The sequence below is a fragment of the Kitasatospora sp. NPDC023385 genome (genome assembly GCF_055664045.1).
In genome coordinates this window covers 1-4611 of sequence record NZ_JBVOOL010000073.1, presented here as the reverse complement: position 1 = coordinate 4611, position 4611 = coordinate 1, and the positions used below count along the sequence as shown (strand labels likewise).

Here is a 4611-nt window from a genome sequence, read left to right as displayed (position 1 = left end):
CTCCGCAACCCCGTCCTCTTCCACCCCACCACCCAAACCCTCATCACCAACCACCACACCACCTTCATCGAACCCAGCCCCCACCCCGTCCTCACGGCTCCCCTGGCGGAGACCTCCGACGCCATCACGGTGATCGGCACCCTGCGCCGCAACGACGGCACACTCTCCCGGCTGCTCACGTCCGCCGCGCAGGCCTGGGTGCGCGGCCTGCCCGTCGACTGGAGCGCCCAGTACCCCGGCGCACAGCGGGTGCCGCTGCCCACCTACCCCTTCCAGCGCACCCGGTACTGGATGGAAGACCAGGGCACCGGCACCGCGGACCTCGCGGCCGCCGGGCAGACCGCGCTCGACCATCCCCTGCTGTCGGCGCGGATCGACCACCCCGACGGCCAGGAGACGCTGTTCACCGGGCGGATCGCGCTCGACCGGCAGCCCTGGCTGGCCGACCACTCCATCGCCGGCGTGGTGCTGCTGCCGGGAACCGCACTGCTGGAGATGGCGGTGCGGGCCGGTGACGAGGTCGGCTGCGACCTCGTCGAGGAGCTGACCCTCACGACGCCGCTGGTCGTGCCCGAGCACGGCGGCGTCCAAGTGCGGGTCCAGGTCTCCCCGCCCCGGGACGGACGCCATGCGCTCGCCGTGTACGCACGCCCGGAGGACGCGCTCCAGGGCGACGCGTGGACGCTGCACGCGAGCGGCACCCTGTCGCGGTCGACCGCGACGGCCGCCCCGGCCGCCGTGGCGTGGCCGCCGACGGACGCCACCCCCGTGCCGGTGGAGCCGGGGTACCGGGACCTGGCCCGGCGGGGCTATGCCTACGGCCCCGCCTTTCAGGGGCTGCGCGCACTGTGGCACCGCGCCGGCGAGGTGTTCGCCGAGATCGCGCTGCCCGAGGAACAGCGCGCGGCCGCACGGCGGTTCACGCTCCACCCGGCGCTGCTCGACGCGGCGGCGCAGACCGTGCTGTTCGCCGCTGCCGCCGGCGCGGCCGCGCCGACCGTACTGCCCTGGGAGTGGCGGAACTTCACCGTGCACTCCTCGGGTGCCACCGCGGCACGCGTACGCCTGCACGCCGTGAGCCCGACCGAAGCCCGGCTGTCGCTCCTCGACCCCGCCGGGGTGCTGATCGCGGAAGCCGGGGCACTCATGCTGCGGCAGGCGGATCTCGCCGAGATCGCCCGGCTCGGCGCCGGCGACGGCGGCCCGCTGCGCGTGGAGTGGAACGAGTTCACCACGGCCTCCGTGCTGCCCGCTGACATCGTCACGCCCGTCGACGTCCTCGACGCGGCCGAGCTCACCCGCCTGGCCGCCGAGGGCGGCACTGAGGCCCCCTCGCTGGTCTTCGCACGACTGGACCGGGAGCACGCGGGGCCGGACGAGCCCTCGGCGGAAGCCGCGCACGCCGCGGCGGTGCGGACGCTGCAGCTGCTCCGGACGTGGCTCGCCGAGCCCGCGTTCGAGGAGTCCCGGCTGGTGTTCGTCACGGCCCGGGCCGTGCCGGCAATGCCGGGGGACCTCGTCGACGCCGGGCTCGCCACGGTGTGGGGCATGGTCCGGTCCGCGCAGACCGAACATCCCGGCCGGTTCGTGCTCGCCGACACGGACGGCACCGGGCGCTCCGAGCAGGCACTGCCGACCGCCGTCGCGAGCGGGGAGCCGCAGTTCGCGGTCCGCGCCGGCAATGCGCTGCTCCCCACGTTGGTCCGCACGGCCGCCACCGAGGCCGCCGCGACGCCCGAAAGCACCGACGACACCGAGCCCGCCGCGACGCCCGACGGCGCTGACGGCACCGTGCTGATCACCGGTGGTACGGGGACGCTCGGCCGCCGGGTGGCCCGGCATCTGGTCGCCACCCACGGTGTGCGGCGCCTGCTGCTCCTCGGCCGGACGGGGCCGGACGCGGAGGGCGCGGCGGACCTGCTCGCCGAGCTCCGGGCCGCCGGTGCACACGCGGAGGTCGTCGCCTGCGACGCCACCGACCGCGCCGCACTGGCCAAGCTGTTCGACGAGGCGCGGACGAGCCACCCGGTGACCGCGGTGATCCACGCCGCCGGGGTGCTCGCCGACGGCGTGCTCACGTCCCTCACCCCGGACCAGGTCGCCCACGTACTGCGTCCGAAGGTGGATGCGGCTGTACACCTGCACGAGTTGACGCGTCAGCACGACGTCCGCCGGTTCGTCCTGTTCTCCTCGGCCGCCGGCGTGCTCGGTTCGGCCGGACAGGCCGCCTACTCCGCCGCGAACGCCTTCCTCGACGCGCTCGCCCACCACCGGCGGGAGCAGGGTCTGCCCGCGGTCTCCCTGGCCTGGGGCCTGTGGGCCGAACGCAGCGCCCTGACCGGCACGTTGACGGACACGGACGTCCGCAGGCTGTCGGCGCTCGGCGTCGCCGCGATGACGACCGAGTCCGCGCTATCGTCGTTCGACCTCGCCTGGCGCGACGGCTGCCCGGCGGCCGTCGTCCCGGTGCGGGTGGACGCCGCGGCCCTGGCCGCGCAGGGAGGGCCGGTTCCGCCCCTGCTGCGTGATCTGATCCGGGTGCCGGTGCGCCGCACGGCGGCGCTGCTGCCCGGGGACGACTCCAGGCCGTTGGCGGACGTTCCCGCCGATCGTCGGGCCGGCTTCCTGCTCGACCTGGTGCGCACCAGGACGGCCGCGGTCCTCGGACTCGGCTCGACCGACCGGGTACCGTCCGACCGGGCGTTCCGGGACCTCGGCTTCGACTCCCTCGCCGCCGTCGACCTGCGCAACCAGCTCAACCACGCCACCGGTCTGCGGCTGCCCGCCACGGTCGTGTTCGACCATCCGAACCCGGCGGCGCTGGCCGAGCACCTCGACGAGGAGCTGTTCGGGCGGCGGGCGCCGGAGCCGTCGCCGGTCGCCCCGGCCGTCGCACCGGCCGACGACCCGGTGGTCATCGTGTCGATGAGCTGCCGCTTCGCCGGCGGCAGCAGTTCACCGGAAGCGCTGTGGGAGCTGCTCTCCACCGCCGGTGACGCGGTGACGGCCATGCCGTCCGACCGCGGTTGGTCCCCGGAGGCCCTGTACGACCCGACGGGCGACCGGCCGGGTTCGGTGGTCTCCACCGAGGGCGCGTTCCTGCCGGACGCCGCCGACTTCGACGCGGACCTCTTCGGGATCTCCCCGCGCGAGGCGCTGGCGATGGATCCGCAGCAGCGGCTGCTGCTGGAGGCCTCGTGGGAGGCGTTCGAGCGCGCGGGGATCGATCCGACGTCGTTGCGCGGCAGCCGGACCGGGGTGTTCGCCGGTGTGATGTACCACGACTACGGCGCACGCCTGACCGACGTACCCGCCGAGGTCGAGGGATACGTGATCAACGGCAGTGCGGGAAGCGTGGCGTCCGGTCGGGTCGCCTACTCCTTCGGTCTCGAAGGACCGGCGGTCACGATCGACACCGCCTGCTCGTCCTCCCTGGTCGCCATCCACCTGGCCGCCAACGCCCTGCGCAACGGCGAATGCACGATGGCGCTGGCCGGCGGTGTCACCGTCATGTCCACTCCGGCCCCGTTCGTGGAGTTCAGCCGGCAGCGGGGCCTCGCGGTCGACGGGCGGTGCAAGCCGTTCGCGGCGGCCGCGGACGGGACCGGCTGGGGCGAGGGTGTCGGTCTGCTCGTCCTGGAGCGGCTCTCCGACGCCCAACGCCTGGGCCACCCGGTCCTGGCGGTGGTGCGCGGTTCCGCCGTCAACCAGGACGGCGCGTCCAACGGCCTCACCGCGCCCAACGGGCCCTCGCAGCAGCGGGTGATCCGCCAGGCCCTCGCCAACGCCGGCCTCCAGCCCTCCGACGTCGACGCCGTCGAAGCCCACGGCACCGGAACGAAGCTCGGCGACCCCATCGAAGCCCAGGCACTGCTCGCCACCTATGGGCAGGACCGCCAACAGCCTCTGTGGCTCGGCTCGGTGAAGTCCAACATCGGCCACACCCAGGCCGCCGCCGGCGCCGCCGGCATCATCAAAATGATCCTCGCCATGCAACACGGCGTACTCCCCCGCACCCTGCACGTCGACGAACCCACCCCGCACGTCGACTGGAGCACCGGCGCCGTCTCGCTGCTCACCGAACAGCAGCCCTGGCCCGACCACGACCACCCCCGCCGCGCGGGCGTCTCCTCCTTCGGGGTCAGCGGTACCAACGCGCACGTGATCCTGGAGCAACCGCCCGTCGTCGAGGAGCCGGAGGATCATGCGGGCACCGTTCTGCCCGTCGTGCCATGGATCATCTCGGCGCGGGACGAGCAGGCGCTGCGTGACGCGGCGGCCCGGCTCGCGGACTCCGTCACCGACGACACGTCACCAGTCGACACCGGCTACGCACTGGCGACGAGCCGGGCCCTGTTCGCGGAACGAGCCGCGGTCGTCAGCCCCGATCCGCAGACCCGCCGCCAAGCCCTCACCGCACTAGCCCGCGGCGGCACCCACCCCGCCCTCATCACCGGCCGCGCCGGCGACGGAACCCTCACCATGGTCTTCTCCGGCCAAGGCAGCCAACGACCCGGCATGGGCCACGACCTCTACACCACCCACCCCGCCTACGCCGACGCCTTCGACACCGCCTGCGCCGCCCTCGACCCCCACCTCCCCCAACCCCTC

The 4611-nt window shown here is 74.2% G+C and carries 1 protein-coding gene; it reads left to right on the top strand.

Annotated elements, in window-relative coordinates; genetic code table 11:
* On the top strand, nucleotides 1-4611 hold a 4611-nt coding region (locus AC0B61_RS36910), incomplete at both ends, for a type I polyketide synthase (protein WP_471746876.1).